The following is a 26,926-nucleotide window of genomic DNA, read 5'->3' as shown; positions in this document are numbered from 1 at the left end:
GCGGTTCCTGTGGACCTGGCCGAACAGCCGCATCTCGGTGATGGGCGGCGAGCAGGCCGCGAGCGTGCTGGCGACCGTGCACCGGGACGCGGACAGCTGGAGCCCGGCTGAGGCGGAGGCCTTCAAGGCCCCGATCCGCGAGCGCTACGAGAACGAGGGCAATCCCTACTACGCCACCGCGCGCCTGTGGGACGACGGCGTCATCGATCCTGTGCAGACGAGAGACGTGCTCGGCCTCTCCATTTCCGCGGCGCTGAACGCGCCGATCCCCGACACCCGCTTCGGCGTCTTTCGGATGTGAGCCGGTGGTCGCGCGCGAACTTGAAATCGTGGGCGTGGCCGCCCTGGGAAGCTTGCTCAAGCGCAAGGCCAAGCACACGCCGCCGCCGGGGAGGCCCTGCGCCAACTGCGGCACGGCGCTCCAGGGTCCCTACTGCTTCGCCTGCGGCCAATCGGCCGACGATCAGCACCGATCGCTGTGGCGTCTCCTGGTCGAGGGGATCGAGGGCCTGGCGCACGTCGACGGGCGCCTGGCCCAGACCATCCCCGCCCTGTTCTTCCGGCCCGGCAAGCTCGCCAAGGACCACTTCGAAGGCCGCCGGCAGCGGCACGTGCCGCCGTTCCGCCTGTTCCTGGTCACGCTGCTGGTCTTCATGTTCGTGCTGGAGGGGCTGTTCCACGGCGGGGTCAAGCAAGCCGAAGCGCATGGCCAGACGGTCAGCCTGAAGAACGGCAAGGGCGGGGCCCTGAACGTCGTCGTGCTGACGCCGGAGCAGGCGCGCTCGATGCACGTCTCCGCGACCGATCCGAACAAGCCGGTGGTGGTCACGGTCGACGGCAAGCCGGTGGATCTCAGCGATCAGCAGAAGGTCGACGCCGCCTTCGACGTCGACACCCGCGACAAGGGGCAGGACGCCAAGCGGAGCGCGGCGATGAAGGGCTGGCTGAAGGCCCGGCTCCAGCGGGCGCTCACCAACAAGGACTACTACACCATGGTGCTGTTCACCTGGGCGCACCGGCTGGCGTTCCTGCTGCTGCCGATCCTCGCGGGCCTGCTGGCGCTGGTCTACATCGGCAAGCGCAAGAAGTTCTTCGCCTACGACCACCTGATCGTGGCGATGCAGGTGCTGTCGTTCGTGTTCCTGATCTCGGCGCTCGCCTGGGCGCTGCCGGATCCGATCCGCGGCTGGGCGATCCTGATCGCCTCCATCTGGACGCCCATCAATCTCTTCCAGACGCTCAGGGGCGCCTACGGCTCCAGCGTCGCGGGCGCTGTCCTCAAGACCGGCTTTCTGTGGACCACCAGCGTCTTCATCTTCAGCGTGATGTTGCTGGGGGTGATGGCCCTCGCCCTGGCGCAGATGTGATCCCGATGAAGCGTCTCCTGGTCGCCAACCGCGGCGAGATCGCCGTCCGGGTCTTCGCCACCGCGCGACGGCTGGGGCTCGGGACGGTCGCCGTCTATTCCGACGCCGATGCGGACGCCCTGCACGTGCGCCAGGCCGACGCCGCGGTCCGCATCGGCCCCCCCGCAGCGCGCGAGAGTTACCTCGATGGCAAGGCGATCCTCGCTGCGGCGAAGGAAGCCGACGCCGACGCCATCCACCCCGGCTATGGGTTTCTCTCCGAGAACGCGGCGTTCGCCGAGGCGGTGATCGCCGCCGGCCTGACCTGGGTCGGGCCGCCGCCCGCGGCGATCCGCGCCATGGGGCTGAAGGACGCGGCGAAGGCGCTGATGCTCGAGGCGGGCGTGCCGGTGACCCCGGGCTACCTCGGCGAGGACCAATCGGCGAAGACCCTCGCCAGCGAAGCCCAGCGGATCGGCTATCCGGTGCTGATCAAGGCGGTGGCCGGCGGCGGCGGCAAGGGCATGCGCCGGGTCGATGCGGCCGCCGATTTCGCCCAGGCCCTGGAGAGCGCCCGGCGCGAGGCGAAGGCCGCGTTCGGCGACGACCGGGTGCTGCTGGAGACCTATGTCACGCGCCCGCGGCACATCGAGGTGCAGGTGTTCGGCGACGCGCACGGCAATGTGGTCCACCTGTTCGAGCGCGACTGCTCGCTGCAGCGGCGCCACCAGAAGGTGATCGAGGAGGCGCCCGCGCCGGGGATGGACGCGGCGACGCGCGCCGCGGTCACCGGGGCGGCGGTGAAGGCCGCGAAGGCCGTGGGGTACGTCGGCGCGGGCACCGTGGAGTTCATCGCCGACGCCTCGGAGGGCCTGAGGCCCGACCGCATCTGGTTCATGGAGATGAACACCCGCCTGCAGGTGGAGCATCCGGTCACCGAGATGGTCACCGGCCTCGATCTGGTGGAATGGCAGCTGCGCGTGGCGGCCGGCGAGCCGCTGCCGCGCGCCCAGGATGAGATCGCGCTCTGCGGACATGCGGTGGAGGCCAGGCTCTATGCCGAGTCCGTGGCCGGCGGCCGGTTCCTGCCCTCGACCGGACGGCTCGACCACTTCCGCCTGCCCGACGCCGTGCGCTGCGACGCTGGCGTCGAGCAGGGTGGCGAGATCACCCCCTTCTACGACCCGATGATCGCCAAGCTGATCGCCCATGCCGGCAGCCGCGAGGCGGCGCTGGCCGAGCTGGCCGAGGCCTGCGATGCGGTGGAGGTCTGGCCGGTGAAGACCAACGCCGGCTTCCTCGCCCGCTGCCTCGAGGCGCCCGACTTCATCGCCGGCGACATGGATACCGGCTTCATCGAGCGCAACCTGCGGACGCTCACGCGCCCCGCAGAGCCGTCGGCGGCGGCGCTCTCCGCGGCCTGCGAGGCGGCGATGGTGGCGGCGGGCGAGGCGACGCAGAGCTCGCCATGGCAGGCGTTGGCGGGCTTCCGGCTGAACGCCGCCCCGCAACGGGCCGTGCGGCTGTTCCGGGAGGGCCGGCCCGTGCTGGCGGAGCCGAGCCACGGCGCGCCCGACCGCTCGGTGCTGATCACCGAGGAGCGCGTGATCGTCGTCTTCGAATCCGGCGAGGCCATGGTCTTCGCCGACCACCCGCCGAACGCCGAGGGCGCCGAAGGCGGAGGCGGCGACGGGCAGGTCCGCGCGCCGATGCCTGGCAAGCTCACCGCGGTGAACGTGAAGGCCGGCCAGCGCGTCGCGAAGGGCCAGACGCTCGCGACGCTGGAGGCCATGAAGATGGAATACGCGCTCGCGGCGCCGTTCGACGGCAAGGTGGCGGACATCGTCGCAAAGGCCGGCGATCAGGTGGTCGAGGGCGCCGTGCTCATCGCGCTCGAGCCCGAATAGCCGCCGAAGCTCCCGCGCGCCCGCCCAACACGCTAACCTCGCCCCGTCACACCAGGAGAGAGAACCCCGTGAAGCTCACCCTCGCCGCCATGGCCTGCGCCATCTCCACGCTCGCCGCCGCCGCCGCCGCGCAGACGACCACCGCCACGCTGCCGCCCGCTCCGCCGCCGCCGGGCGCCGCCCCGGCCCCGGCCCCGCCCGGGCGCTACCAGCCGGCGCCCTGGGAGCGGCCGGTGGAGTCCAGCCGCCCGCCTCGCAGCTACGAGGAGGCCTCGCCGGTCACCCGCCACCACGCCGTGCGGAGACGCCATCACCACGCCGGCCGCCGCCACTCTCGCCACCACGTCGTGAGCCGCCGCCACCACCGTCATCACCTGGTCCGCGTCTGCCACGTGCGCCACCACCATCGGGTCTGCCACACCCGCTGAGCTACTTGCCGGCGGCGGACGCCCGCTCCTGGGCGCGGGCGCCCGCCAGGATGTCGGGCAGGGCGTAGTTGCCCTCGTGGCAGGCGAACTCGTAGAGCGGTTTGTCGGTCCGGTAGAGCGAGTACTCGGCGAGCCAGGGGCCGGTGTAAACGCTGGGGTCCTTCACCGTGTACTGGTAGAGCAGCTCGCTCGCGGAGACCCGCGTGTAGCGCTCCACGACGGTGGCGGTCGCGGGGACCAGCAGGGTCGGCAGCGGCCGGATGGCGTCCTTGGCCGGCAAGCCCACCGTCTCGATGACCAGGGTCTCGCCCTCCCAGCGGGCGATGGAGTCGCCCAGGGGGCCGGCGAGCACGGCGGGCCCATGCTTGTCGGCGAGCGGGATGATCCGCAGGTCGGGGCCGTACTCGGTCAGGATCACGACCGCGTCCCTGGTCTGCACAATCAGGCGCGGGTTGATGCCGTTGGTGATGGCGATCGGCGGCTGGCCCTGGCCGACGATGCAGCGCTCCCAGTCCGGCCGCTGCTCGGGCCCGTCGGCCGGCAGCGGCGGCTCGGTGCTGTTGCGGAGCACGTTATCGACGAAGCGCACCTGAGCGCGAGCCCGCGCGGTCATCGGGATCACGCCGTCGGCCGGCTGCACCACCTGCCGCGAGCGCCGCTCGCCCTGCACGACGGCGACGCCGCCCTGCGCGTTGTGGTCGGCCAGGTCCTGGACTTCGCCGTCGATCTTCAGCGAGGCGTAGGTCTTCACGTCGTCGGAGAGCCGGCGGGCGAAGGCTCTGGCCTCGGCTTGGCTCAGCACCAGCGGGACGCCGGGCGTGGCCTCGAGCGGCAGGCCGAAATCCGAGTTCCACGTCCCGCCGAGGTCCGGCTGCCCCCACGCATTGCGCGGCGCGCGGTAGCCGCCGGCCGATGCGGCGGTGGCGGACACCAGCGCGACAAGCCCGATCAGCAGCGCGATTTTACGCATGTCATCCCCCTACCCGGAGAATCCGCGATGCCTCGGCGCGCCGCAAGGGAAAACGCCGCACAGCGTCTGCGCCTCTGCGGCTGTCAGTCGGCCCCCGCCACGACGCCCTGGTCGTGCAGGCGGGCGATCTCCGAGACGCTGAGGCCCAGCACCTCCGCCAGCACCTCGTCGGTGTGCTGGCCGAGCCGCGGGGCGGCCGCGACCGGGCCGCGCTGCGCCTGCGGGATGGTGCCCATGGCGCCCGCCGCGGGATAGGTGAGCCCGCTCGGGTGGCGGACCGGCTGGAACAGCGGATTGTCCTTGTAGAGCCGCCTGTCCTCCAGCGCCGCCTCCAGCGGCTGGTAGGCGCCCCAGGTGACGCCGCCGGCCTCCAGGGCGGCGGCGAGCTCCGCGGCGGTGCGGCCGGCGAAGGCGCGCTCGAATAGCGGATAGAGCCGCGCGCGATGGGTGAAGCGCAGCCCCTCGTCGACGGCGAAGGAAACGCCGAGCTCGGCTTCCAGGGCGGCGACCTCGGCCGCCAGCCCCAGCACCTCAAGCGCCTTCGACCATTGGCGCGGCGTGATCGCCAGGACCATCAGCGTCTTGCCGTCCTTGGTGGCGAAGTCGCGGCCGAACGCGCCGAAGACGTCGTTGCCCATCCTTGGCCGCTGGCGGCCGGCGAGCGCGGTCTCGGCGGTCATGCCGAGGTTGGCCATGGTGGCCCCGGCGATATCGGAGAGCGGCGCGCGGATCTCGCGGCCCTCGCCGTCGCGCTCGCGGGCGATCAGCGCCGCGGTCAGGCTGAAGGCGCAGTAGGCGCCGGTGAGCAGATCCCAGGCCGCCAGCACGTGGTTGACCGGCCGCGGATCGTCGGCCGGGCCGGTCATCAGCGGCAGGCCGAGCGCGGCGTTGATCGTGTAGTCCATCCCCTGGGCGCCGTTCGCCCAGCCCATGACCCGCACGCAGATCAGATCGCGCCGGCGCCTGCTCAGGGTCTCGTAGGAGAGGAAGCCGTCCACCGGGAAATTGGTGACGAACAGGCCCGCGCGGTCCCCCGGCGCCGTCGCCAGCGCCTGCGCGATCTCGCGCCCCTCCGGGCGGGTGAGGTCGAGGGCCACCGACTTCTTCGCCTTGTTCAGCCCCTCCCAGTAGAGGCTCGCGCCGTTCTCGGCGAGCGGCCAGCGGCGGAAGTCGGGCCCGCCGCCGATGTTGTCGAAGCGGATCACCTCGGCCCCCATCTGGGCGAGATGCAGGCCGCAGGTGGGCCCGGCCACGAACGCCGAGCCCTCCACCACCCGAAGGCCCTTCAGAAGGTCGTACATGCCCCCTCCCGCTTATCCCCCGCGACGCCGGGACCGAAGCTGACTCAGCAATTCAACCACAAAGACCACCAAGACCACCAAGAGTCCCCGGCGAGCGGCGCAGCCGGCGCGGCTCCTCCTTGGTCCAGGTGCGGCTCGTCGCGCCGGATGAGAGACGACCTTGCTAGGCGATCAGCTTGCCGACCTCCTCGACCTCGTCAGGCGTGAGCGCCCACTCGGCGGTGGCGGCGTTGGACCGGATCTGCTCGGGCGAGGTCGCGCCGGCGATCACCGAGGAGACCACGGGGTGGCCGAGCAGCCAGGCGAAGGCCAGCTCCAGGATCGAGCGGTTGCGGTCGCGGGCCCAGCCCTCGAGCTTCTCGACCTTCTCGAAATTCCTGTCGTTCAGCGTCTGGGCGCCGCGCGCGCCCCAGGCCGCCAGGCGGGTGCCCTCCGGCGGCGGCTCGCCGCGCTTGTACTTGCCGGTGAGCAGGCCCGAGGCCAGCGGGAAGAACGGCAGGAAGCCCAGCCCGAACGCCTCGCAGGCGGGCAGCACCTCGTGCTCGACCCGGCGTTCGAGGAGCGAATACTGGTTCTGGGCGGAGACGAAGGGGACGTAGCCGCCGGTGCGCGCGGTCCAGGCGGCGTCGGCGACCTGGAAGCCCATGTAGTTGGAGTTGCCGACGTAGCGGACCTTGCCCTGGCTCACCAGGTCGTCCAGCGCCCGAAGGGTCTCCTCGAGCGGCGTCTCGGGATCGTAGCGGTGCATCTGGTAGAGGTCGATGTAATCGGTGCCGAGCCGCTTCAGGCTGGCCTCGCAGGCCTGCATGATCCAGCGCCGCGAGCCGCCCTGCCGCTCACCCTGGCCCATGGCGAACTTGGTGGCGACCACCACGTCCTTGCGGCGCTTGCCGATCGCCTTGCCGAGGAACTCCTCCGACTTGGTCCCACCGTAGACGTCGGCGGTGTCGAAGAAGCTGATCCCCGCCTCGATCGCCGCATCGACCACGACCTGAGTCTGCTTCTCGTCGATGCGCATGCCGAAGTTGTTGCAGCCGAGGCCGACGGCGCTGACCTTGAGGCCGGAATTGCCAAGACGCCGAAGTTGCATGGCGGCATCCTCCCTGAATGGCTCAAATGAAATCCAGCGCCCATCGGTCGAGGGCGACGGCGGCCGGAGCCTAGCCTTTTCCCGCGCACGCGCCAGGGGCGCCGGCCGCGAGGGCTCCAATTGGTTGAGACCGATTCACCTAACTTGTTGGCGATATCGCAAGGCGGCGGCCGCTAACCCTATGAGCGAAATAATGGTTTCCATGAGTGGTGGGACATGCGCGTCGTCACGATCGTCAGCCTTGGGGCTTCGGCCGTTCTCGGACTCGCGGCGCTCTTCGTCGCCAAGACCGTGCTGCCCAGCGCGGCCGCGGCCAAGCAGGCCGCAGCGCAAGGCGCGGGCGTCCCGATCGTGGTCGCCGCCACCGACATCAAGTTCGGCGACAAGCTCGACCCGCGCATGCTGGTCGTGGCCCGCGTGCCGCAGAGCATCGCCCCGCAGGGCGCCTTCGCCAGCGTGCAACAGGTGCTCAGCCAGGACCACGGCGGCGCGCCGGTCGCGCTGACCCCCATCGCCGCGCACGAGGCGGTGCTGCCGAGCAAGCTCTCCGGCCCCGGCGCGCGGCCTTCGGTGGCCGCCGAGATCGCCGACGGGATGCGGGCCTACACCATTCGCGTGAACGACGTCGCCGGCGTCGGCGGCCACGCCCTTCCGGGCGACCGGGTGGACGTCGTGCTGATGCGCGACCTGACCCCGCAGGGCAGCGCGCGCACCTATGTCTCTGACGTGGTGCTGCAGGATGTCCGCCTGCTGGGCATCGACCTCAACGCCGACCTCACCTCAAACAAGCCGGCCGAGCCGAAGAACGCGACGCTCGAGGTGTCCGTGGAGGACAGCCAGAAGCTCGCCATCGCCTCGACGCTCGGCACGCTGTCGCTGGCCCTGCGCCGCACCGGCGAAGCCGAGGTCGAACCGACCAAGACCCTGCTGACCCGCGACTTCCTGAGCGGCGGCGGCGGCGGCGCGGTCGCGGCCCCTGGGGCCCGCCACGTCGTGCGGCGTCGCGCCGGCTCCGCGCGCTCGTTCGGCGGCGTCATCTCGATCGTCGAATACGGCGGCCGAGGCGCCGCGCCTGCGCCGCGAGCTCCGGCCCAGCTGCCGCCGCTCAACATGACCGTCACGACCAAGTCGGCGGATTCACCCAAGGACGACAAGTCCAGCTTCGCGCCCAGCGCGTGACCCCATTGAGAGTGTCCCTCATGAAGCGTCCCCTCATCGGCGCGCTCGCCTGCGCGCTGGCCTCGACCGCCGCGAGCTTCGCGCCCGCCGCCCACGCCACGGACATGCTGGCCTCCGAGCCTGCGGTCAACCGGGTCATCTACGTCCCCAAGGACAAGACGCTCGCCTTCCGGCTCGACCAGCCGGCCACCAAGATCGTGGTGGCGCAGGCCGACATCGCCCAGGTGATCGCCACCGGCGACCGGAGCTTCTACGTCCGCGGCCGGGCGCTCGGCGCGACCAACCTTCTGGTCTACGGCGCGGGCGGCCGCCTCAGCGAGGTGATCGACATCCGCGTCGGCTACGACCCAGTGGAGCTGGAAGACGAGCTGGCGGCGGCCTTCCCGCGCGAGCAGATCCACGTCCGCAATCTCGGCGGCGAGCTGATGCTGCAGGGCGAGGTCTCCAACATCGGCGTGGTCGACCAGGTCAAGGCGCTCGCCGAGCGCTATGCGCCGCAGGCGGTCAACTCCCAGCTCACCGCCCGCGGCACGCAGGTGGTGCTCGAGGTCCGGGTGCTGGAGGCGAACCGCTCGCTGATCCACGACATCGGGCTCTCCGCGCTGATCAAGAACAACTCCTTCACGTTCGCCTACGGCCTGGGCCTGGTGGGCAGCAATCCGGCCAACACCACGCTGCAGCTGACCGGCGGCTCCGGCAACACCAACATCGACCTGCGGCTCGATGCGCTGGAATCGAAGGGTCTCATCCGCACGCTCGCCAAGCCGAACCTGGTCGCCATGTCGGGCGAGAAGGCGAGCTTCCTGGCCGGCGGCGAATTCCCCTATCCGGTGCCGCAGGGCCTGAACAACGTCACCATCGACTTCCGCCAGTACGGCGTGAAGCTCACCTTCCTGCCGGTCGTCGAGGAGAACGGCCTGATCCGGCTGCAGGTGGAGCCTGAGGTCAGCCAGATCGACCAGGCCAATTCGCTGAAGCTCTCCGGCATCAACGTCCCGGCGCTGACCACCCGGCGCGCCCACACCACGGTCGAGCTGAAGAACGGCGACTCGCTGGCGATCGGCGGCCTGTTCCAGCACAACTACTCCAACGGCGTGAGCCAGGTCCCCGGCCTGGGCGACATCCCGATCCTCAGCGCCCTGTTCCGCTCCACGCGCTGGCAGCGCGACGAGACAGAGCTGGTGATCGTGGTGACTCCGCACTTGGCGACGCCGGCCGACTTCGAGGCCGGCCGCCAGGCGGCGCTCTCGGGCGAGACGCCGACCCCCGCGCAGCTGATGCTGCACGGCAAGTCGCTGGATAAGCCGCTCATCGCCCCCAAAGAGATGAAGTGAGGCCGATGGCCCTGTCGAAATCCAAGCCTCAGGCCGGCATCCCCGGCCTGACCGGTAGGCGCATCCTGGCGCTCGGGGCGGCGGTGGCGGCTCTGGCCGAGGGCGGCCCGCTCGCGGGCGCCGAGGTCAGCTCCGTCAGCGTGGACGCCCTCGAGGGCGTCTCGCTCGCGACCTGCGACCTGGTGCTGATCGACGCCGACGCCTGGGACGCCGCGGCGCTCACCGCCTCGGTGAAGGCGCTGGTCGCGGCCAAGGCGCCGCCGCCGGTGCTGATGGTCGGCGGCAGCCTGCCCGCGAGCCTGGTGCGCGACCTGCTGCGGCTCGAGCACGCCGACATCCTCGAGGCGCCCTTCGCGCCCGACCAGCTCACCTCCGCCATCCAGGCCCTGCTCGCCGGCATGGCCGCAGCGCCGGCTCCGGCCGGCCCCGCCAGCGGCTCGCGCTGCTGGGCGGTCATGGGGGCCGTGGGCGGGGCCGGGGCGACCACGCTGGCGATCGAGATGGCGCATGCGCTCTCCACCCGCGACAAGGCCCGGGTCTGCCTGATCGACCTGAACCTCGCCGATGGCGCGGCTGCGGCCTATCTCGGCGTGAACGGCGCGCTGCGGTTGTCGGACTTCGCCGCCGCGCCGGAACGGATCGACACGGCGGTGCTGCAGGCGCTGTCCGCCGCGGTCTCGCCCAGCTTCGACCTTCTGGCCGCGCCGCGCGATCCGACCGGCTTCGACCTTGCCACCCACGACGCCGTATTGCGGCTCCTGGAAGTGGCCTGCGAGACCTATGACTGGGTGATCCTGGACATGCCGCGCCACCGGCGCGCCTGGTCGCTGGAGGCGCTCTCCGGCTGCGACGAAATCCTGGTGATCTCCGAGCTCACCGTCCCGGCGCTGCTCGCGGCGCGCTCGCTCTCCGACGAGGTGGAGCATGCGCTGAGCGGGGCGGCGCAGCCGAGGATCGTGCTGAACCGGCTGGCGAGCCGGGTGTTCGGACCGGCGCCCTCGATGACCGAAGCCGAGCGCGCGTTGCAGCGCAAGGCCGTGGCCGGCGTCAGCTCCGACTGGGAGGCCGCGGCGGCCTCCGCCAACCTGGGCGGCCCGGTCGCCCAGCACCGACCGAAGTCGAAGATCGTCAAGGACGTTCAGGTCCTGGTCGAGAAACTGGTCGCCGAGCCCGCTCGGCGCGATGCTGCGAGGGCCGCCTGATGGGCCGCTTCAGTCTTTCACGTCCGACGCCGACCCCCGGGCCTGCGGCCGCACCGGCGACGCCGGCGCCGGCGCCGGCGCCGCCCAAGCCGGCTCCCAAGCCGAAGGCCAAGGTCGAGGTCGAGGCGCCCGCCCGTCCGGCGCCGCCGGCGCCCGCGGGGGGCAAGCCGCAGCAGATCGATCTGCGCCTCAAGCTGCACCAGCGACTGATCGACGAGCTCGACCTGTCCAAGCTCGAGAAGCTGGAGGAGCATGAGCTCCGCCGGCAGGTGATGAACCTGGTCTCCGACTTCGTCCGCGGCGAGCGCGTGGCGCTCAACGCCGCCGAAGTCGAGCAGCTGGGCGCGTCGATCTACGACGAGATGGTGGGCCTGGGACCGATCGAGCCCTTGCTGAAGGACGAGTCGATCAACGACATCCTGATCAACGGGCCGCACCAGATCTACGTGGAGCGGAGGGGCGAGCTCGAGCTCACCCCTGTGCACTTCCGCGACAACGACCACCTGCTCAGGATCGTCAACCGCATCGTCGCCGGCGTCGGCCGCCGCATCGACGAGAGCCAGCCGATGGTGGACGCCCGCCTGCCCGACGGCAGCCGCGTCAACGCCGCCATCGCGCCCATCGCCATCGACGGCGCGGCGGTCTCGATCCGGAAGTTCTCCACCAAGCCGCTGACGCTGGAGAAGCTGATCGAGTTCAAAGCCATGCCGCAGTGCGTGGCCGACTTCCTGCACGGCGCGGTGAAGGCGCGGGTCTCCACCGTCATCTCCGGCGGTACGGGCTCGGGCAAGACCACCCTGCTCAACGCGCTTTCCGCCGCGATCAGCCACGGCGAGCGGCTGATCACCATCGAGGACGCCGCCGAGCTGCAGCTGCAGCAGCCGCACGTCGTGCGCATGGAGACGCGGCCGCCGAACATCGAAGGCAAGGGCGAGATCCGCCAGCGGGAGCTGGTCAAGAACGCCCTGCGGATGCGACCGGACCGGGTGATCCTGGGCGAGGTGCGCGGCGAGGAGGCCTTCGACATGCTGTCGGCCATGAACACCGGCCACGAAGGCTCGATGGCCACGATCCACGCCAACACGCCGCGCGACGCCATCGCCCGTCTGGAGCAGATGGTCGCCATGTCGGGGATGAACATCACCGCCGAGTCGATGCGCGCCCAGATCGCCTCGGCCGTGGGCCTGATCGTGCAGGCCTCGCGCCTGGCCGACGGCAAGCGGAAGGTGACCTACATCACCGAGATCACCGGCATGGAAGGCCAGGTGGTGCAGATGCAGGACATCTTCACCTTCAACCGCACCCACACCGAGGCCGACGGCACGGTGCACGGCGAGTTCCGGGCCACCGGGCTTCGGCCCCGCTGCCTGGACGAGATGATCCGCCGCGGCATCGCCTTCGATCCGGCGAACTTCGATCCTTCGCGGGCGCTCTGACCATGCAGTTCGATGGCAAGTGGATCGTCCTGATACTGATCTTCGCCGCGGTCTTCTCGGCGGCGCAGGCAGCGGTGGGGCTGCTCTCTTCGGCGACGGAGCGGCGCAAACTGAACCGGCGCCTGAAGGTCGCCGACAAGGTCGACGGCATCTCGGCGCTGGTGCTCGAGCTTCGCAAGCAGCGGGGCCTGACCGCCGCCGGCGAGCGCGCCGGGCGACTGCAGTGGCTGTCGAACCTGATCGTGGCGTCGGGCCTGCCGTATGACCAGAACAAATGGCTGACCTACGTCGGCGTGGCCGCGGTGATCGGCGCGGTCGCCGGATTCCTGCTCGGCCACAGCGTCGTGGGCGTGCTCGCCGGGACGCTGCTCTTCGGCGCCGGGGTTCCGTACGGCTATCTCAAGTTCATGGCCAACCGCCGCGCCCAGGCGCTCGGCTTCCAGCTGCCGCAGGCGCTGGAGATCATCGTCCGCTCGCTGGAGGCCGGCCACCCGGTGCCGACCGCGGTGTCGCTGGTCGGCCGCGAGATGCCCGATCCGATCGGCTCGGAGTTCGGCATGGCGTCCGACGAGATCGCCTATGGCGCGACGCTGGAGCAGGCGATCGGACGGATGTCCGAGCGCTGCCAGCACCCCGACGTCGACCTGTTCGCCGCCACCATCCGGCTGCAGGAACGGGCCGGCGGCAACCTCACGGGCCTGCTGAAGCTCAACGCCAACACGGTGCGCGACCGGCACAAGATGCGCCTGAAGATCAAGGCGGCGTCGTCGGAGGGCCGCGCCTCGGCGATGATCCTGACCGCGGCGCCGTTCCTGGCGATGGGCTTCATCATGATCTCGAACCCGCACTTCTACGGCGACGTGATCAACGAACCGATCGTGAAGTATGGCCTCATCGGCCTGGGCGTGTGGCTCGGGGTCGGCAACATGGTCATGCGCAACATGATCAACATGCGGCTTTAGGACGATGACGATCGACAGCCTCATCTATGGCGTGGGCCTGCTGCTGGTGCTGGCGGCCCTGGGCGGCCTCGGCTTCCTGGCTTTCAACGAGCTGCGTCTGCGCGCCGCGCGGCGCACCCGCCTGCAGCCGGCCATGGCCGGCTTTGCGCCGAAGCCGGCGCGGCCGGGCGGGCAGCTGACCGACCAGGTGCTGGCGGGCGTTCGCCGGCTCGGCCAGCAGAGCGCGGTGCGCGACCCGGCGAAGCTCTCGCTGCTCCGTTCGCGGCTGATGCAGGCCGGATTCCACAACCGCGAAGCGCCCGTGATCTATCTCGGCGCGCGGGCCGCGGCCCTGGTGGTCGCCACCCTGGCGGTGATCCTGACGCTGCCGCTGGTTCTGGGCCCCGGCAAGGGCCCGGGCGGGCTGCTCATCGCCTTCACCTTCGCTGCGGCGGCGATCTTCGGGCCCGATCAGGTTCTGAAGATGCGCCGGCAGGGGCGCGAGCGGGAATACCTGGAAGGCTTCCCCGACCTGCTCGACCTGCTGGTCGCCTCGGTGGAGGCGGGCCTCAGCCTCGACGCGGCGGTGACGCGGGTCACCGAGGAGCTCGGCCGACGGTATCCGAACCTGACCGTCCACCTGAAATTCCTGGTGCTCGAGCTGCGCGCCGGCCGCGCCCGCAAGGACGCCTGGGCGGCGTTCGCCGATCGCCTCGGCATCGACGACGCGCGGGCGCTGGCGACCATGCTGCGCCAGGCCGAGGAGATGGGCACGAGCCTCGGCGAGACGCTCTCGGTGTTCGCCAACGACATGCGCGCCAAGCGCATGCTGAAGGCCGAGGAGAAGGCGCTGGCGCTATCGGCCAAGCTCACCGTGCCGCTGGTGCTGTTCATCTTCCCCTGCCTGCTGGGCGCCCTGATGCTGCCGGCCGCGGCGCGCCTGATGCAGGTGTTCGCCCACCACTAGCCGGACGCAGCGGCGGCCGCGGCGGCCACGGCGTCCAGCTCCGGATTGCGCTCGCCGTCCGCAGTGGCGATGAGCCCCTTGGGGATGAGCAGCAGCACCGGCAGGATCAGGGCGTAGACCACGGTCGTGGCGATCGCGCAGTACAGGAAGCCGTTGGTCGGGCTCAGGCTGTAGAGCTTCGCGCCCAGCACGTCGCCCCCGCGGTAGGACAGCTGGAACCCGGATTCCACCAGCATCATCAGCGTGCCCTGCAGACCCGCCGGGCAGGAGCGCATGGCGAGGTCGAAGTAGGCGCCCGCGGCGATGCCGCCCATCATGCCGATCGGCGCCGCCAGCCAGACCGCCGTCTCGGCGGAGTGGATGAACGCAAGCGGCATCATCTGCGGCACCGTGATGATCGTGCCCCACCAGAGAAGCTTCTGCAGGGAGACCCGTTTGCATAGCCAGCCGTAGACGAAGAACATCGGGATGAAGGCTGCGGCGAACACGGCGTAGTACTCGCCGTAGACCGCGTCGGAGGCATGCAGCTTGTCGTGCAGGTAGAACTGCAGCGGCGTGTTCGAGCCGGGCGCGAACTGGAACATGAAGGCGATCAGCACCGCCGGATAGATCGCCCGGTGTTTCACCAGCCGCTTGATGTCGCCCCAGAAGTGGGTGCCCTTGGCGAGCGGCTGCTCGTAGGCGCCGCGGAACACCGCGCCCGGCTTCAGGAGCCCGTAGGCGCCCAGCATCAGCGACATGACCGCCAGGATGATGAAGGTCTCGCTGGGCCGCAGATGCTCGGCCACCCAGCCGCCCGCCAGCGCGCCCAGCACCTGCGGGAACGACGCCACCACCTGCCAGAGCGCGGTCAGCCGTCCCGACATCAGCTTCTCCTGGCCGATCAGGGCGATCAGGCCCTGGTAGGCCGCCGACTGGAAGCGCGAGAGCGTCATCAGCAGGAGCATGCCGACCATCAGGCCGCCATAGCTGAGCTTCGTCACCGCCAGCCAGGTGAAGATCGCCGCCATGATCGGCGAGAAGATGAACAGGTAGCCGCGGTCGCGCCGACCGAACGGACTCCATAGGTCGCGGGTCAAGCCGAACACGGCGGCGAAGTAGGTGGGGATCGCGGTGATCAGCCGGAAGTTCGCCACCTGCTCGGCGGTGGCGTGCAGCTGGTCCTTCAGCATGTAGGTCGTGGAGAAGTCGACCAGGTAGGCGGTGGGCGCGGTCAGATAGAGCAGGAAGGTGAGCGGTCCGAAGTAGAGGAAGACCTGGCCGGCCTGACTCGGCTCGACACGCCCGGCGCTCTGCGGCTCGCTCATGCCTTCCACTCCTCCCGCGGTTCAGCTCCGCGCAAAGGGAGGGCGCCGGCCCGCCGCCGTCAATCGCAGCGCTACAGACCGTAGGGGCGATAGGGCCCGGCGATCAGCTGCTCGAAGACCCCGACCCCCTGCCGTTCCGGCTCTCCGGGCGCGGCGAACTCGGCGCGGGAGATGGCCTGGATGTGCCAGTTCTCCGGCTGGCCCATGTCGACGGCGGAAAGCTCGATGTCCTCGCGCGCGACGGCGAGCTCGCCCTTCAGCGCCCCATGCCGCCACTCGCCGCCATAACCGATGCCGCGCATCAGGAACGGCTGGCCGATCGGCTCCAGGCGCACGGTGGCTTCGCCCTGGGCCAGCGGGATCTTCAGCGTGCCGCCCTTCGCGTGCCGGGTGCCCGGCTTCAGCGCGACGTCCTCCATGCGCGGGGCGTCCGCATGCCAGCCGCCTTGCGGCCCCGCGCCGTCGGGCAGGATCACCGCGCGGGTGTTCCAGGGCTTGCCGTCCGGATCGGCGTTGACGTGGAAGAAGACCGAGCGGTCGTCGAAGTTGAGCGGCGACCATTGCCAGAAAAATCCGGCCAGCCCCGCGCCGGGCGTCGGCTGCGGATCGGGCGCGCCGACCGGCCGGATGCCCCAGGAGCGGTCGCGCGTGCCGGTCCAGCCCGGGCCCATCTCGCGCCGCTCGCCGTCGATCTCCAGCCAGCCGGAGACGCGCCCGTTCTGGGTCAGGCGCGTGTAGTCCATGAACAGCCGCGGGCCGTTGCGTTTGACGAACCGCGGCTCCTCGATCGGGAAGGAGCGGCCCTCGAAGATCAGCTCAGCGGCGAGCCCCTCCGCCCGTTCGACCGTGACCTTCAGCGTCTGCAACGGCTCCAGCACCTCGATGCGGATCGGCCCGACCGAGAGCTCCATCCGCTCGAGGCCCAGGATGCGCGAGGCGTGCAGGCAGCGCTGGACGCCGTCGCGGATGATCGAAAGGTGGGCGTCGGCGACGTTCAGCGCCGGATAGACCCCGAAGGCCACGGCCACGAACTCCGATCCGTCGGGCGCGTAGGCGTTGAAGAAGTAGCGGTCGTAGAAATTCCGGTCCGAGCCCGCATAGGCGATCGGCTCCGGCGTCTGGTGGATCGGGTAGTCGTCGCCCTTGGTCAGCATGCCGCCAGCCCTCCGCCTTGACGCGCCGTCACACTTGCGAGGCGCCCCAGCCCGGTATCAACTCAAGGCGACGATAAGAAGAAAAGGGAGGCGGCGTCTCCGGTGACCCAACGTCACCGTATCGCCGCTAATCGCATGAGCGTCGCTGAAGCCGTCGACCACCGCATCCCGCAGCACCTCGCCGACAAGCTCGCCGAGCCGCATGCCTACGCCACCGACGAGATCCACGAGGTCTATCGCTGGCTTCGCAAGAACGAGCCCCTGGGTGTGGCCAAGATCGACGGCATCGATCCGTTCTGGGTCGTGACCAGGCACGCCGACATCCTTGAGATCAGTCGCCAGAACGCGCTGTTCCACAACGGCGACCGCTCGCCGACGCTCACCACCCAGCAAGTGGACCAGCGGGTTCGCGCAATGATGGGCGGCAGCCCGCACCTGCTGCGCACCCTCGTGCAGATGGACGCGCCGGATCATCCCAAGTACCGGCTGTTGACCCAGGCCTGGTTCCTGCCGCAGAACATCCGCAGTCTGGACGAGCGCATTCGGCAGATCGCCCGCACGGCGGTCGACAAGATGGCCGCGACCGGCGGCCGCTGCGACTTCGTCAAGCAGATCGCGCTGCACTATCCGCTGCACGTCATCATGACGATCCTCGGCGTTCCCGAAGAAGACGAGCCGCTGATGCTGAAGCTCACCCAGGAGCTGTTCGGCGCCGCCGACCCTGAGCTCGGCCGCGAGCAGGCCTCCCGCCCGGAGCCCGAGCCCGGCAAGGAGTTCGACTTCGGCGTCATCAAGGACTTCATGGACTATTTCCACGCGCTCTCCGAGCGAAAGCGGAAGAACCCCACGGACGATCTCGGCAGCCTCATCGCCAACGCCCAGATCGACGGCCAGCCGATCTCCGACTTCGAGGCGATGAGCTACTACATCATCGTCGCTGCGGCCGGCCACGACACAACGTCGTCCTCCACCGGCGGGGCCATGTGGGCGCTGGCGGAGCGACCCCGCGAAGTCGCGAAGCTGAGAGCAGACCTGTCGCTGATCCCGGGCCTGGTGGAGGAGTCCATCCGCTGGACCACGCCGGTGAAGACCTTCATGCGGACCGCGACAGAGGACACCGAGTTCGCCGGGCGGGCGATCAAGAAGTTCGACTGGCTGATGCTCTGCTACGCCTCGGGCAACCGCGACGAGTCGGTCTTCGATGACCCGTTCGAGTTCCGTGTGGATCGGCAGCCGAACAAGCAGCTTTCCTTCGGCTATGGCGCGCATGTCTGCCTCGGCCAGCATCTCGCGCGGATGGAGATGCGGATCCTCTGGGAGGAGATGCTGCCGCGCCTCAAGTCGGTGAGCCTCGACGGCGAGCCGGCGATGAGCGACGCGGTCTTCGTCAACGGCCCCAAGCGCCTGCCGATCAAGTTCGAGATGGCCTGAGGCGACGCGTGGCCCACTCTCTGGAGCCGCGCGTCGCGGCTTATCTGACCTCCAAGCTGCCCGGCGCGACGGAGGTCGCCATCGAGGGCCTCGAGCGCATCTCCGGCGGCGCGAGCCGGGAGACCTACCGGTTCCGCGCCCGCTGGCGCGAGGGTGGCGACGCGCGCGAGCGGCGGATGATCCTGAGGCGCGATCCGCCCGCTTCCCTGATCGAGACCGAGCGGCGGACGGAGTTCGCGGCCTATCGCGCCTTTCACGGCTCGGCCGTGCCCGTGCCGGAGATGCTCTGGCTGGAGGAGGATCCGGCCCACCTCGACCACCCGTTCTTCATCGCCGAGGAGCTGGCCGGCTTCCAGGCCTCGCCGCAGATGCTGCTGGCCGGCGGCTACGACGCGGTCCTGCCGAGGCTGGCCGAGCGGAAGTGGACCATCCTGGGCGAGATCGCCAGGGCCGATCCGGAGGCGCTGGGCCTGACCGAGGTCATGGAGGCGCCGCCGCTCGACGGTTGCTGGAAGCGTGAGCTCGACTACTGGGAAGGCGTCTTCGATCGCGACCAGGCCGAGCCGCTGCCGATCGCCCGCGCCGCGATCCGCTGGCTGAGAGCCCACCCGCCGCCGCCGGCCCAGAAGCTCTCGGTGGTGCACGGCGACTACCGCACCGGCAACTTCCTCTACGACCAGGCGGGCGAGATCCGCGGCGTGCTGGACTGGGAGATGGCGCATCTCGGCGATCCGCTGGAGGACCTCGCCTGGGGCTTCAATCCGATCTGGGAGTTCGGGCGCGGGCTGGCGGGCGGGCTCCTGCCGCGCGAGCGGGCGATCGCCATCTGGGCGCGGGCGAGCGGTCTCAACGCCGATCCGCAGGCGCTGCACTGGTGGATCCTGTTCAACTGCGTCAAGGGCCAGGCGATCTGGGTGGGCTCGGCCGGCGCCTTCATCAAGGGCGGCAACAAGGCCCCGATCATGATCTATCCCGCGTGGTGGCTGCTGAACGCCCAGGACCGGGCGATCCTGAAAGTGATGGGGAAGCTATGACGCCCGAGGTTCCCGCCGTGCTCGCGGAACTCGCAGGCCTCGTCGCCCGCAACGCCATGCCGGGGGTGCCGGAGCCCGAGCGGGCGAGCGATCTCGGCCTCACGGCCATGCTGCTGGGCCTGGCCGCCGAGGTGTGGGATGGCGCGGCCGCCAGGCTGGTCGAGGAGAACCGCGCGCTGCGCACGCTGCTGGGCGAGACGGGCGCCGACGAGGATCTGCATCTGTCGAAGCTCAAGGCGGAGAACGACCGCTTGCGGACCAGGCTGATCGAGGCCCAGATCGCCGCCGAGGAGGCAGGCGACCAGGCCCGCCAGGACGCCATCTGGGCGGAGCTCCGGGCGTCCACCGAGCGGCGGAAGATCTCGGTCTCGCTGGTCTAGCCGCCGCCTTGGATCCGCCCGCCGGCCGGGCCCAGGCAGCTGCCAGGCGGTGAAGGACGGGCGACGCGGGCTATCAGCCGGCCTGAGCGGAGAGCAGCTCGAGCGTGAGCGGATCCGGCTCGCCGGCGAAGTGCTTGTCGAGCGCCTGCTGAAACATCGGGTCCCCCGAGGCGGCCTCCCGGAACAGCGTCATCGACGAGCGGAACTTCAGGTCGTCGGGCGAGCCGAGGATCTGGCGCGCCGAGCGGTCCTGCACCGCCATCACCGCGGCGATGCTCTCTCGCAAACGGCCCCCCAGCACCGGATGGGCGAGGTAGGCGCGCGCCTCGTCGAGAGAGCCGATCGCATAGCGCCGCGCCATGGGGCTCGCGCCCAGCCCGGCGATCTGCGGGAAAACGAACCACATCCAGTGCGAGCGCTTGTCACCCTCGCGCAGCTCCGCCAGCGCGTGGGCGTAGATCGGGGCCTGGGCGGCCAGGAATCGTTCGAGTTGGAACGGATCGTCCACGGAAGGCTCCGGCGCGCGCGGCGAAAGTCTTCCCGCGCCGCCGTGCGCTCGTCCAGCCGCGCGCCCGGCGCAAGCTCGCCGTCGCGCCGAAGTTTCGGCGTTCGCTGAAGCTTGGCCGAGATTGCCGCCCGCGCCGGCTCGACAATCCCGCCCGGCTCGGCTTTTCTGCGCGCCTTTCATCCAGCCCCATTGCAAGGACGCCATTGATGCCACCACGGATGTTGCCCGATCCTACGCCGGAGACCCGGCATTTCTGGGACGGGTGCAGGGAAGGCGAACTGCGCCTTCAGCGCTGCACCGAATGCGACGGGGGCAGCTACTTTCCGCCCAGGCCCTTCTGCCCCAGGTGCGGCAGCCGCAAGGTCGAGACCTTCAAGGCGAGCGGCCAGGGCGTGCTGTGGTCCTATGTGATCAACATGCGGCCGCGCCCCGACATGGGAACCGAGCCCTACGCCATCGCCGTCGTGAAGCTCGCCGAGGGGCCGAAGATGATGACCAACATCGTTGGCTGCCCGCAAACGCCGGAGGCGCTGAAGCTCGACATGCCGCTGAAGGTCTCGTTCGCCAAGCAGAACGACGACATCTCCCTGCCCTTCTTCGAGCCCGCCGGAGCCTGACGCGCCATGAAACAGAAATCTGTCGCGGTCGTCGGCGCCGCCGAAACCACCAAGATGGGCAAGATCCCGGACCAGTCGGTGATCGGCCTGCATGCCGACGCGGCGCTGAACGCGCTCGCCGACTGCGGGCTGAAGCCTTCGGACATCGACGGCGTGGCCACCGCCGGCCTCAGCCCGGTCGAGCTCGCCTACTATCTCGGCATCACGCCCACCTACGCCGACGGCACCAGCGTCGGCGGCTGCTCCTTCATGCTGCACGTCCGCCATGCGGCGGCGGCCATCAACGAGGGGCTCGCCAAGACCATCCTGATCACCCACGGCGAAAGCGGCCGCTCGCGCGTCGGCGCGGGCGGGCGGTTCGGCGGCGGCTCCTCGAGCTTGGCCGGCCAGTTCGAGCAGCCCTACGGCCCGGTCGGCCCGCCCACCATGTTCACGGTGCCGGTGCTCCGCTACCTGAAGACCTATGGCCTGACGGAGGAGGACCTCGCGTGGGTCTCCGTGATCCAGCGCGAGTGGGCGGCGATGAACCCGCGCGCCAGCTTCCGCGACCCGATCACCGTCGAGGACGTGCTGAACTCGCCGATGATCGCCTGGCCGTTCCGGATGCTGATGTGCTGTCTGGTCACCGACGGAGGCGGCGCGCTGGTGCTCACCTCCGCCGACCGCGCCAAGGACTTCCCGCGGAAGCCGGTCTACGTGCTGGGCACGGGCGAGAGCGTCGAGACGCCGATGGTCAGCCAGATGGAGGACTTCACCACCTCCAAGGCGTTCCGCGTCTCTGGCAAGAAGGCGTTCGACGAGGCGGGGATCACGCACAAGGACGTCGATCACCTGATGATCTACGACGCTTTCGCCCACCTGCCGCTCTACGGCCTTGAGGACCTCGGCTTCTGCAAGCCGGGAGAGGCGGCGGCCTTCGTCCGCGAGCGCAACACCGCGCCCGCCAAGGACGGCAAGCCGATCGGCAAGCTGCCGCTCAACACCAACGGCGGCGGGCTCTCGTACATGCATTCGGGCATGTACGGCATGTACGCCCTGCAGGAGAGCGTGCGGCAGCTGCGCGGGGTCGCGCCCGCCCAGGTGCCCGACGCCAAGATCAGCATCGCCCATGGCGTGGGCGGCATGTTCGCCGCCTCCGGAACCATCGTCTTCTCCAACGAGGCGCCCTGACGCGCACGTCGGCGGGCCCGTCTCTCCACCCCGGGAGGCGGGCCCGTGACGGGTCCCCGGCCCCAAGCCGCCCGCGCGGGAGCGGCCGGGCGACCGACACCCCGGCCATGGGCGTCGGCGAGCGCGAGGCGCGCCACATGGCGGCCTATCTCCACACCCTGAGCTGAGCGGTTCCGCCGAGCGCCCGCATATATTTCCGGCCCCGCGCGTTGTGGGGCGATGCTCGATTGCGTGATCGTGGGCGCGGGCCCCGCGGGCCTCACCGCCGCCATTTATCTCGGCCGGTTCCGGCGCGATTTCCGGGTGGTCGACGCCGGCGCGAGCCGGGCGGCGCGCATCCCCCTGAGCCGCAACCACCCCGGCTATCCCGAGGGCGTGCGCGGCCGGACCCTCATCGCCCGCATGCGACGGCAGGCGGAGCGCTATGGCGCGCAGATCCAGGCCGGACGCGTGGATCACCTCGCTGCGGTCAAGCACGGTTTCCGGCTCGCGCTCGCAGACCGGGAGCTCACCGCCCAGACGGTGCTGCTCGCCACCGGCGTGGTGGACGTGGAGCCGGAGATCCCGGGCGTCGAGGAGGCGGTGGCGAACGGGCTGATCCGCATCTGCCCGATCTGCGACGGCTTCGAGACCATCGGCCAGAGCGTGGGGGTCATCGGCCGCGACGAGCACGCCGCCCGCGAGGCGCTGTTCATGACCACCTATTCGGACCGGGTGAGCCTGATCCACGCGGGCGCGCAGGAGGCGCTGCCGGCGGAGATGCGCCAGCGGCTGGCCGCGGCCGGTGTCGAGGTGGTCGAGACGCCGATCGAAAGCGTCGCCCTGGACCGAAGGCGGATCTCCGCGCTCTGCTTCGGGCCCGACCAGACGCGGCGGTTCGATAGCCTTTACGCGGCGCTCGGCGTGCGGCCGCAGATCCAGCTGGCGGCGGACGCCGGCGCAAAGCTCGACGACAGCCATCGGCTGGTCGTCTCCGAGCACCAGGAGACCTCCGTGCCCGGGCTCTACGCCGCCGGCGACGTGGTGCGCGGCCTGAACCAGATCTCCACCGCCGAGGGCGAGGGCGCGATCGCCGCCACCCATATCCACAACGTCCTGCGCGGCGCGAGTTAGCTCGGGCCCAGGATGTAGCGCGGGCCGGGCCCGGCGCGGCCGGCGCGGTCGTCGGGATTGTAGAGGGCGCACCGCTCGAGCGAGAGGCAGCCGCATCCGATGCAGTCGTCGAGCTTGTCGCGCGTGCGCTCCAGCATGGCGATCTTCGCCTCGAGCACGCCGCGGACCCGCGCGCTGATCCGCCGCCAGTCCTCGCGCGTGGGCGTGCGGCCTTGGGGCAGGGTGGCGAGCTCCGTCTCGATTTCGCCGAGCGTAAGGCCGAGTTGCTGGGCGATGAGGGCGAACGACAGCCGGCGGATGTCCGAGCGCAGGAACCGGCGCTGGTTGCCGGCGGTGCGGACGGCGCGCACCAAGCCGCGCGCCTCGTAGAAGCGGATGGCCGAGACCGACAGCCCGGTCCGGCGCGCCAAATCGCCGATCGACAGGAAACCATCTGCCGACATGCGAGCCTCCGATAAATATCTTGATCTCAAGTTAGGTTGAGATTGTACGCGGAGGAAGAGGCGCAAACCAAGGGGATATCGCGATGTCCGCATGCAAGCTGGAGCACGTCAACGTCACCGTCGCCGACCCGAACGCCGCCGCTCAGCTGATGGGCGAGCTGTTCGGCTGGCGCGTACGCTGGGAAGGCCCGGCGCTCAGCGGCGGCTACACCGTGCATGTGGGCAGCGAGGACCAGTACCTCGCGCTCTATACGTCGAGGGCCCAGGACGCCCAGAGCAAGGACTTCGCCAAGGGCCGGCCGCTCAACCACATCGGCGTCGAGGTGGAGGATCTCGCCGCCGCCGAGGCCCGCGTCGTTGCGGCCGGCCTGAAGCCGATGAACCACGCCGACTACGAGCCGGGCCGCCGGTTCTATTTCTTCGATCCCAACGGCATCGAATACGAGGTGGTGAGCTACCGCGGTTAGCGGTCGAACTTGGTGGAGAGCACGATCGAGGAATTGGTGCGCTCGACGCCCTTGACCGCCCCGATCTCGTCGATGACGGCGTCCATCTCCGACACGCTCGGCGCCTCCACCGAGGCGATCATGTCGAACGGCCCGCTCACCGACTGCAGCCGCCGGACGCCGGCCATGCGCCGGAGCGCGGCGGTGGCGGCCGCGGCCTGCTTCGGCTCGACCGTGAGCAGCACATAGGCGTGGATGCGCCGCGCCGCCTCCGCCTCGGAAAGCTTGACCGCGTAGCCGGCGATCACGCCGGAGCGCTCCAGGCGCGCCAGCCGGCTCTGCACCGTGGTGCGCGAAAGCCCCAGGGCGCGGGCGAGCTCGGCGACCGGCGCGCGGGCGTTCTCCCGCAGCTTGGCGAGCAGGTGCTGGTCGAGATCGTCCATGGGCAGATCGTCCGACGCATTTGCCTGATCGCCGAAAATTACCCGGCAGATCGCCGAAACGCCAGTTGAATCCGTCTTCACCTGGGCCGATTCTGAGTTGGAGACGCGAGGAGACGCACATGCGCAAGGTCGCTGTCATCGGCGCCGGCAAGATCGGATCGACGGTCGTCGACCTGCTCACCGCGTTCGGACCCTACGAAGTGCTGGTCATCGATCGGTCCGTCGAGGCGCTCGCCGGGCTCGACGGCAAGCCGCGGGTGGAGACCCTGGCCAGCTCCATCGCCGATCCCGATGCCCTCGCCCGGCGCCTGAAGGGCCGCTTCGCCGTGGTGAACTGCGCGCCATTCCACCTGACGATCCCGGTGGCGAAAGCGGCCGCCGCGGCCGGCGCGCACTACCTCGACCTCACCGAAGATGTGGCCTCCAGCCGGGTCACGCGCGAGCTCGCCAAGAGCTGCGAGACCGCCTTCATCCCGCAGTGCGGTCTGGCGCCCGGCTTCGTCACCATCGCAGCCTGGGAGCTCGCCAAGCATTTCGACGAACTGCACGACGTGCGGCTGCGCGTCGGCGCCCTGCCCCGCTATCCCTCCAATGCCTTGAACTACAATCTCACCTGGTCGACGGACGGGGTGATCAACGAGTACTGCGAGCCATGCGAGGCGATCGTGAACGGTCGCCTGCGCGAGACGCCGCCCCTGGAGGAGCGCGAGGAGTTCGCCCTCGACGGCGTGACCTACGAGGCGTTCAACACCTCGGGCGGCCTGGGCACGCTCTGCCACACGCTCGAGGGCAAGGTCCGCAACCTCAACTACAAGACCATCCGCTACCCCGGACACGCCGACATCATGAAGGCGCTGCTCAACGACCTGGACCTTCGCAACCGCCGCGACGTCCTGAAGGACATCCTGGAGAACGCCGTCCCGGCCACCTTGCAGGACGTGGTCATCGTGTTCGTCACCGTCTCGGGGCTGAAGCACGGCCGCCTGATGCAGGAGACTTACGTCAACAAGGTCTACGCCCAGGCGGTCGGCGGCGAGATGAAGAGCGCGATCCAGGTGACGACCGCCGGCGCGATCTGCGCGGTGCTGGACATGCTGGCCGAGGGCAAGCTGCCGGGGCGCGGCTTCATCCGCCAAGAGGACATCCCGCTCGCCGACTTCCTGGCCAACCGCTTCGGGCGGTTCTATGCGCCCGATGATGCGATGGTGCTGAGGGCCGCAGCCGAATAGGCGAGATCGACATGAACCTGCAGACCAAGATCGCTTCGGCGGCTTCCGAGGCCGCCGCCGTCCTCGAACGGCTGGGCGTGCGCCAGGCGCTCTGGAGCGCCGGAAACCGCCCCGTGCGCTCGCCGATCACCGGCGAGGTCATCGCCCATGTGCAGGATGTGGACGCCGAGGCCGCCCGGACTGCCATCGAGGCCGCGCACGCGGCCTATCTCGCCTGGCGCGACGTCCCGGCTCCGCGACGCGGCGAGCTGGTGCGGCTCCTGGGCGAGGAGCTGCGGCGGATCAAGACCGACCTCGGCCGGCTGGTCACGCTGGAAGCCGGCAAGATCGGCTCCGAGGCCGAGGGCGAAGTGCAGGAGATGATCGACATCTGCGACTATGCCGTGGGCCTGTCGCGGCAGCTGTTCGGCCTGACCCTGGCGACCGAGCGCCCCGAGCACCGGATGATGGAGACCTGGCACCCGCTGGGCGTCGCCGGCGTGATCACCGCCTTCAACTTCCCGGTGGCGGTCTGGTCGTGGAACGCGGCGCTGGCGCTGGTGTGCGGCGATGCGGTGGTCTGGAAACCATCCGAGAAGACGCCGCTCACGGCGCTGGCCGTGCAGGCGGCGTTCGAGCGCGCCGTCGCCCGCTTTCCCGAAGCGCCGGAGGGTCTCTCGGCGGTGATCGTCGGCGACCGCGAGGTCGGCGAGGCGCTGGTCGAGCATCCCAAGGTCCCGCTGGTCTCGGCGACCGGCTCCTGCGCCATGGGCCGCGCGGTCGCGCCGAGGCTCGCCGCCCGCTTCGCCCGCGCTTTGCTGGAGCTCGGCGGCAACAACGCCGCCATCATCTGTCCCTCGGCTGACCTTGACCTGGCGCTGCGCGGCGTGGCCTTCGCAGCCATGGGCACCGCCGGCCAGCGCTGCACCTCGCTTCGGCGGCTCTTCGTGCACGAGAGCGTCTACGGCGCCTTCGCGCCGCGGCTGAAGGCGGCCTACGCCTCCGTGGCGGTGGGCGATCCGCGCGTGGCCGGCACGCTGGTGGGCCCGCTCATCGACCTCGCCGCATTCGAGGCCATGCAGCGGGCGCTGGGCGAAGCCCGGAAGGCGGGCGGGCAGGTCGCGGGCGGCGATCGCGTCGAGATGGCGGGCGGGGCGACCGCGGCCTACGTGCGCCCGGCTCTGGTCGAGATGCCCTCGCAGGCCGAGATCGTGCGCAAGGAGACCTTCGCGCCGATCCTCTACGTCATGCGCTATTCGGACCTCGCCGAGGCGATCCGCCTCAACAACGACGTCCCGCAGGGCCTCTCCTCCTCGATCTTCACCAACGACGTCCGCGAGGCCGAGCTGTTCACCTCAGCGCGCGGCTCCGACTGCGGCATCGCCAACGTCAACATCGGGCCCTCCGGCGCCGAGATCGGCGGGGCGTTCGGCGGCGAGAAGGAGACCGGCGGCGGCCGCGAGGCCGGTTCCGACGCCTGGAAGGCCTACATGCGCCGCGCCACCAACACCGTGAACTACGGCCGCACCCTGCCGCTCGCCCAGGGCGTGAAGTTCGAGATTTGAAACGCG

The 26,926-nt window shown here is 70.3% G+C and carries 27 protein-coding genes; 19 read left to right on the top strand and 8 right to left on the bottom strand.

Going from position 1 to position 26,926, the window contains the following annotated elements:
- From Q0W60_RS01355 to Q0W60_RS01340, 4 genes are all read left to right on the top strand, one after another.
- On the top strand, nucleotides 1–301 hold a 301-nt coding region (locus tag Q0W60_RS01355; protein ID WP_297691786.1), incomplete at its 5' end, for a carboxyl transferase domain-containing protein.
- A 4-nt stretch (nucleotides 302–305) separates the two neighbouring features.
- Nucleotides 306–1,367, top strand: coding sequence for a DUF3667 domain-containing protein (locus tag Q0W60_RS01350; protein WP_297691784.1), 1,062 nt, complete (start codon nucleotides 306–308; stop codon nucleotides 1,365–1,367).
- Nucleotides 1,368–1,372: 5 nt separating this feature from the next.
- Nucleotides 1,373–3,253 (top strand): biotin carboxylase N-terminal domain-containing protein, encoded by a 1,881-nt coding sequence (locus Q0W60_RS01345; RefSeq protein ID WP_297691782.1) that lies wholly within the window; start codon nucleotides 1,373–1,375, stop codon nucleotides 3,251–3,253.
- 68 nt (nucleotides 3,254–3,321) lie between these two features.
- Nucleotides 3,322–3,681 (top strand): hypothetical protein, encoded by a 360-nt coding sequence (locus tag Q0W60_RS01340; protein WP_297691780.1) that lies wholly within the window; start codon nucleotides 3,322–3,324, stop codon nucleotides 3,679–3,681.
- A gap of 1 nt (nucleotide 3,682) precedes the next feature.
- Here Q0W60_RS01340 and Q0W60_RS01335 read toward each other — a convergent pair whose 3' ends face one another.
- The 3 genes from Q0W60_RS01335 to Q0W60_RS01325 all read right to left on the bottom strand — a co-directional run bounded on the left by Q0W60_RS01335 (nucleotide 3,683) and on the right by Q0W60_RS01325 (nucleotide 7,042).
- On the bottom strand, nucleotides 3,683–4,651 hold the full coding sequence (locus tag Q0W60_RS01335; RefSeq protein WP_297691778.1) for a hypothetical protein: 969 nt from the start codon (nucleotides 4,649–4,651) through the stop codon (nucleotides 3,683–3,685).
- Nucleotides 4,652–4,734: 83 nt separating this feature from the next.
- Nucleotides 4,735–5,952, bottom strand: coding sequence for a CoA transferase (locus Q0W60_RS01330; RefSeq protein WP_297691776.1), 1,218 nt, complete (start codon nucleotides 5,950–5,952; stop codon nucleotides 4,735–4,737).
- A 163-nt stretch (nucleotides 5,953–6,115) separates the two neighbouring features.
- Nucleotides 6,116–7,042, bottom strand: coding sequence for an aldo/keto reductase (locus Q0W60_RS01325; RefSeq protein WP_297691774.1), 927 nt, complete (start codon nucleotides 7,040–7,042; stop codon nucleotides 6,116–6,118).
- Between the two features lie 216 nt (nucleotides 7,043–7,258).
- Between Q0W60_RS01325 and cpaB the strand changes: the two genes are divergently transcribed.
- From cpaB to Q0W60_RS01295, 6 genes are read left to right on the top strand one after another with little or no spacing between them, the layout of a single operon-like run.
- Entirely contained in the window at nucleotides 7,259–8,221 is a 963-nt protein-coding gene (gene cpaB, locus Q0W60_RS01320; RefSeq protein WP_297691772.1) for a Flp pilus assembly protein CpaB, read from the top strand.
- 20 nt (nucleotides 8,222–8,241) lie between these two features.
- Nucleotides 8,242–9,555 carry a type II and III secretion system protein family protein gene (locus tag Q0W60_RS01315; protein ID WP_297691770.1) on the top strand — a complete coding sequence of 438 codons (1,314 nt, stop codon included), beginning with the start codon at nucleotides 8,242–8,244 and terminating at the stop codon, nucleotides 9,553–9,555.
- A 5-nt stretch (nucleotides 9,556–9,560) separates the two neighbouring features.
- On the top strand, nucleotides 9,561–10,757 hold the full coding sequence (locus tag Q0W60_RS01310; protein WP_297691768.1) for an AAA family ATPase: 1,197 nt from the start codon (nucleotides 9,561–9,563) through the stop codon (nucleotides 10,755–10,757).
- Complete coding sequence (locus Q0W60_RS01305; protein ID WP_297691766.1) at nucleotides 10,757–12,193, top strand: CpaF family protein; 1,437 nt, start codon at nucleotides 10,757–10,759, stop codon at nucleotides 12,191–12,193. The genes Q0W60_RS01310 and Q0W60_RS01305 overlap by 1 nt, the downstream gene beginning before the upstream one ends.
- A gap of 2 nt (nucleotides 12,194–12,195) precedes the next feature.
- Nucleotides 12,196–13,155 carry a type II secretion system F family protein gene (locus Q0W60_RS01300; RefSeq protein ID WP_297691764.1) on the top strand — a complete coding sequence of 320 codons (960 nt, stop codon included), beginning with the start codon at nucleotides 12,196–12,198 and terminating at the stop codon, nucleotides 13,153–13,155.
- 4 nt (nucleotides 13,156–13,159) lie between these two features.
- The gene (locus Q0W60_RS01295) at nucleotides 13,160–14,101 is read left to right on the top strand and encodes a type II secretion system F family protein (RefSeq protein WP_297691762.1); all 942 of its coding nucleotides are present in this window, start codon (nucleotides 13,160–13,162) and stop codon (nucleotides 14,099–14,101) included.
- Here the strand turns inward: Q0W60_RS01295 and Q0W60_RS01290 are convergent.
- Nucleotides 14,098–15,408: an MFS transporter gene (locus Q0W60_RS01290; protein ID WP_297691760.1), complete on the bottom strand. Its 1,311-nt coding sequence runs from the start codon at nucleotides 15,406–15,408 to the stop codon at nucleotides 14,098–14,100. The two genes, Q0W60_RS01295 and Q0W60_RS01290, sit on opposite strands and share 4 nt — an antisense overlap.
- A gap of 71 nt (nucleotides 15,409–15,479) precedes the next feature.
- A complete protein-coding gene (locus tag Q0W60_RS01285) occupies nucleotides 15,480–16,562 on the bottom strand; it encodes a hypothetical protein (protein ID WP_297691758.1) in 1,083 nt (360 codons plus the stop codon).
- Between the two features lie 135 nt (nucleotides 16,563–16,697).
- Between Q0W60_RS01285 and Q0W60_RS01280 the strand changes: the two genes are divergently transcribed.
- From Q0W60_RS01280 to Q0W60_RS01270, 3 genes are read left to right on the top strand one after another with little or no spacing between them, the layout of a single operon-like run.
- Nucleotides 16,698–17,993, top strand: coding sequence for a cytochrome P450 (locus tag Q0W60_RS01280; protein WP_297691756.1), 1,296 nt, complete (start codon nucleotides 16,698–16,700; stop codon nucleotides 17,991–17,993).
- A gap of 8 nt (nucleotides 17,994–18,001) precedes the next feature.
- Nucleotides 18,002–19,027 (top strand): phosphotransferase family protein, encoded by a 1,026-nt coding sequence (locus Q0W60_RS01275; protein ID WP_297691754.1) that lies wholly within the window; start codon nucleotides 18,002–18,004, stop codon nucleotides 19,025–19,027.
- Nucleotides 19,024–19,407 (top strand): hypothetical protein, encoded by a 384-nt coding sequence (locus Q0W60_RS01270; RefSeq protein WP_297691752.1) that lies wholly within the window; start codon nucleotides 19,024–19,026, stop codon nucleotides 19,405–19,407. Before Q0W60_RS01275 ends, Q0W60_RS01270 begins: the two co-directional genes overlap by 4 nt.
- 73 nt (nucleotides 19,408–19,480) lie before the next feature.
- Here the strand turns inward: Q0W60_RS01270 and Q0W60_RS01265 are convergent, their stop codons facing one another.
- The gene (locus Q0W60_RS01265; protein WP_297691750.1) at nucleotides 19,481–19,915 is read right to left on the bottom strand and encodes a DUF1810 domain-containing protein; all 435 of its coding nucleotides are present in this window, start codon (nucleotides 19,913–19,915) and stop codon (nucleotides 19,481–19,483) included.
- Nucleotides 19,916–20,121: 206 nt separating this feature from the next.
- Here Q0W60_RS01265 and Q0W60_RS01260 point away from each other — a divergent pair, with 206 nt between their 5' ends.
- From Q0W60_RS01260 to Q0W60_RS01250, 3 genes are all read left to right on the top strand, one after another.
- Entirely contained in the window at nucleotides 20,122–20,532 is a 411-nt protein-coding gene (locus tag Q0W60_RS01260; protein ID WP_297691749.1) for an OB-fold domain-containing protein, read from the top strand.
- 6 nt (nucleotides 20,533–20,538) lie between these two features.
- The gene (locus tag Q0W60_RS01255; RefSeq protein ID WP_297691747.1) at nucleotides 20,539–21,702 is read left to right on the top strand and encodes a thiolase domain-containing protein; all 1,164 of its coding nucleotides are present in this window, start codon (nucleotides 20,539–20,541) and stop codon (nucleotides 21,700–21,702) included.
- A gap of 219 nt (nucleotides 21,703–21,921) precedes the next feature.
- Nucleotides 21,922–22,815 (top strand): NAD(P)/FAD-dependent oxidoreductase, encoded by an 894-nt coding sequence (locus Q0W60_RS01250; RefSeq protein WP_297691745.1) that lies wholly within the window; start codon nucleotides 21,922–21,924, stop codon nucleotides 22,813–22,815.
- On the opposite strand, the gene soxR is transcribed toward Q0W60_RS01250, so the two are convergent.
- The gene (gene soxR, locus Q0W60_RS01245) at nucleotides 22,812–23,258 is read right to left on the bottom strand and encodes a redox-sensitive transcriptional activator SoxR (RefSeq protein ID WP_297691743.1); all 447 of its coding nucleotides are present in this window, start codon (nucleotides 23,256–23,258) and stop codon (nucleotides 22,812–22,814) included. The genes Q0W60_RS01250 and soxR overlap by 4 nt on opposite strands.
- A gap of 83 nt (nucleotides 23,259–23,341) precedes the next feature.
- Here soxR and Q0W60_RS01240 point away from each other — a divergent pair, with 83 nt between their 5' ends.
- Nucleotides 23,342–23,725, top strand: coding sequence for a VOC family protein (locus Q0W60_RS01240; protein ID WP_297691741.1), 384 nt, complete (start codon nucleotides 23,342–23,344; stop codon nucleotides 23,723–23,725).
- Here Q0W60_RS01240 and Q0W60_RS01235 read toward each other — a convergent pair.
- Entirely contained in the window at nucleotides 23,722–24,147 is a 426-nt protein-coding gene (locus Q0W60_RS01235) for an Lrp/AsnC family transcriptional regulator (RefSeq protein ID WP_297691739.1), read from the bottom strand. The genes Q0W60_RS01240 and Q0W60_RS01235 overlap by 4 nt on opposite strands.
- 119 nt (nucleotides 24,148–24,266) lie before the next feature.
- Here Q0W60_RS01235 and Q0W60_RS01230 point away from each other — a divergent pair, with 119 nt between their 5' ends.
- Both Q0W60_RS01230 and Q0W60_RS01225 read left to right on the top strand, forming a co-directional pair.
- On the top strand, nucleotides 24,267–25,376 hold the full coding sequence (locus Q0W60_RS01230; protein WP_297691737.1) for a saccharopine dehydrogenase family protein: 1,110 nt from the start codon (nucleotides 24,267–24,269) through the stop codon (nucleotides 25,374–25,376).
- An 11-nt stretch (nucleotides 25,377–25,387) separates the two neighbouring features.
- Nucleotides 25,388–26,920 carry an aldehyde dehydrogenase family protein gene (locus Q0W60_RS01225; protein ID WP_297691735.1) on the top strand — a complete coding sequence of 511 codons (1,533 nt, stop codon included), beginning with the start codon at nucleotides 25,388–25,390 and terminating at the stop codon, nucleotides 26,918–26,920.
- The last annotated feature ends 6 nt before the right edge of the window (nucleotides 26,921–26,926 follow it).

The organism is Phenylobacterium sp., from assembly GCF_025934275.1.
Classification (GTDB): Bacteria; Pseudomonadota; Alphaproteobacteria; order Caulobacterales; family Caulobacteraceae; genus Phenylobacterium.
Note: the sequence above shows the minus strand (reverse complement) of the source record. Positions and strands in the feature narration are given on the sequence as shown.

Coding starts and splice junctions, on each gene's coding strand:
- Q0W60_RS01345 (WP_297691782.1), top strand. CDS start 1,373: ATGAAGCGTCTCCTGGTCGCCAACCGCGGCGAGATCGCCGTCCGGGTC.
- Q0W60_RS01335 (WP_297691778.1), bottom strand. CDS start 4,651: ATGCGTAAAATCGCGCTGCTGATCGGGCTTGTCGCGCTGGTGTCCGCC.
- Q0W60_RS01330 (WP_297691776.1), bottom strand. CDS start 5,952: ATGTACGACCTTCTGAAGGGCCTTCGGGTGGTGGAGGGCTCGGCGTTC.
- Q0W60_RS01325 (WP_297691774.1), bottom strand. CDS start 7,042: ATGCAACTTCGGCGTCTTGGCAATTCCGGCCTCAAGGTCAGCGCCGTC.
- cpaB (WP_297691772.1), top strand. CDS start 7,259: ATGCGCGTCGTCACGATCGTCAGCCTTGGGGCTTCGGCCGTTCTCGGA.
- Q0W60_RS01315 (WP_297691770.1), top strand. CDS start 8,242: ATGAAGCGTCCCCTCATCGGCGCGCTCGCCTGCGCGCTGGCCTCGACC.
- Q0W60_RS01310 (WP_297691768.1), top strand. CDS start 9,561: ATGGCCCTGTCGAAATCCAAGCCTCAGGCCGGCATCCCCGGCCTGACC.
- Q0W60_RS01305 (WP_297691766.1), top strand. CDS start 10,757: ATGGGCCGCTTCAGTCTTTCACGTCCGACGCCGACCCCCGGGCCTGCG.
- Q0W60_RS01300 (WP_297691764.1), top strand. CDS start 12,196: ATGCAGTTCGATGGCAAGTGGATCGTCCTGATACTGATCTTCGCCGCG.
- Q0W60_RS01295 (WP_297691762.1), top strand. CDS start 13,160: ATGACGATCGACAGCCTCATCTATGGCGTGGGCCTGCTGCTGGTGCTG.
- Q0W60_RS01290 (WP_297691760.1), bottom strand. CDS start 15,408: ATGAGCGAGCCGCAGAGCGCCGGGCGTGTCGAGCCGAGTCAGGCCGGC.
- Q0W60_RS01285 (WP_297691758.1), bottom strand. CDS start 16,562: ATGCTGACCAAGGGCGACGACTACCCGATCCACCAGACGCCGGAGCCG.
- Q0W60_RS01280 (WP_297691756.1), top strand. CDS start 16,698: ATGAGCGTCGCTGAAGCCGTCGACCACCGCATCCCGCAGCACCTCGCC.
- Q0W60_RS01270 (WP_297691752.1), top strand. CDS start 19,024: ATGACGCCCGAGGTTCCCGCCGTGCTCGCGGAACTCGCAGGCCTCGTC.
- Q0W60_RS01260 (WP_297691749.1), top strand. CDS start 20,122: ATGCCACCACGGATGTTGCCCGATCCTACGCCGGAGACCCGGCATTTC.
- Q0W60_RS01255 (WP_297691747.1), top strand. CDS start 20,539: ATGAAACAGAAATCTGTCGCGGTCGTCGGCGCCGCCGAAACCACCAAG.
- Q0W60_RS01250 (WP_297691745.1), top strand. CDS start 21,922: ATGCTCGATTGCGTGATCGTGGGCGCGGGCCCCGCGGGCCTCACCGCC.
- soxR (WP_297691743.1), bottom strand. CDS start 23,258: ATGTCGGCAGATGGTTTCCTGTCGATCGGCGATTTGGCGCGCCGGACC.
- Q0W60_RS01240 (WP_297691741.1), top strand. CDS start 23,342: ATGTCCGCATGCAAGCTGGAGCACGTCAACGTCACCGTCGCCGACCCG.
- Q0W60_RS01235 (WP_297691739.1), bottom strand. CDS start 24,147: ATGGACGATCTCGACCAGCACCTGCTCGCCAAGCTGCGGGAGAACGCC.
- Q0W60_RS01230 (WP_297691737.1), top strand. CDS start 24,267: ATGCGCAAGGTCGCTGTCATCGGCGCCGGCAAGATCGGATCGACGGTC.
- Q0W60_RS01225 (WP_297691735.1), top strand. CDS start 25,388: ATGAACCTGCAGACCAAGATCGCTTCGGCGGCTTCCGAGGCCGCCGCC.